The following is a 942-nucleotide window of genomic DNA, read 5'->3' on the forward strand; positions in this document are numbered from 1 at the left end:
TAATAAAACCTAAATATTTAATATCATTTTTATCAAATTGTATTATATTTTTTCCTTTATCATCACACAATAGTGGAGAATAATTTCCTACGAAGTCAGGTGCAATTATTATACCTCCTGCGTGTTTTCCTATTCCTTTAATTATACCTTCTAACTCTAAAGCCATTTCCCATATTTCATTAGCTTCTTCATTATTTTTAATTAAATTTCTTAATTCTAATGAGTTCTCGCAAGCTTTATTTAATGTTATACCTGAATCGAAAGGTATTAATTTTGATAATTTATCACCTAGCCAGTGAGGTTTACCTTTAACTCTAGTAACATCTCTTATTACTGATTTTGCGGTCATTGTACTAAATGTAACAATATGTGCTACTAATTTTTTACCATATAATTTAGTTACATATTTTATTACTTTATCACGTTTTATCATACAAAAATCCACATCAAAATCTGGCAGATTAATTCTTTCAGAATTAAGAAATCTTTCAAATAAAAGATCATATTTTATAGGATCAATATCTGTTATTTCTAAAGAATAAGCAACTAAAGATCCTGCTCCTGAACCTCTACCTGGACCAACAGGTATCTTTGTTTTTTTAGCCCATTTGATAAAATCCATTACTATTAAAAAATATTCAATAAACCCCATTTTTTTTATAAGATTAATTTCTTTATATAATCTATTTTTATATTTTATAATTTTTTTATTTTTTAATATATTATTTTTTATTAACCGATTATTTAATCCTTTATTTGATAGATATATAAAATATTTTTTTATATTTATATTTTTAGATAACTTAAATTTTGGAAAACAAACATTTTTTTTATTTAAATTTAAGTTTACATTACACCGCATGGCAATCATTATACTATTTTCAAGAGCTTCAGGAATATCTTTAAATAAATCAATCATTTCCTCAGGGGTTTTTAAATATT

1 pseudogene is annotated in these 942 nt (G+C 23.6%); it reads right to left on the reverse strand.

The features are described 5' to 3' along the window. Positions 1-942, reverse strand: a pseudogene (locus IE124_RS36240) (hypothetical protein); the annotation flags it as partial.

This window comes from Streptomyces narbonensis (assembly GCF_014649015.1).
GTDB lineage: Bacteria > Actinomycetota > Actinomycetes > Streptomycetales > Streptomycetaceae > Streptomyces > Streptomyces narbonensis.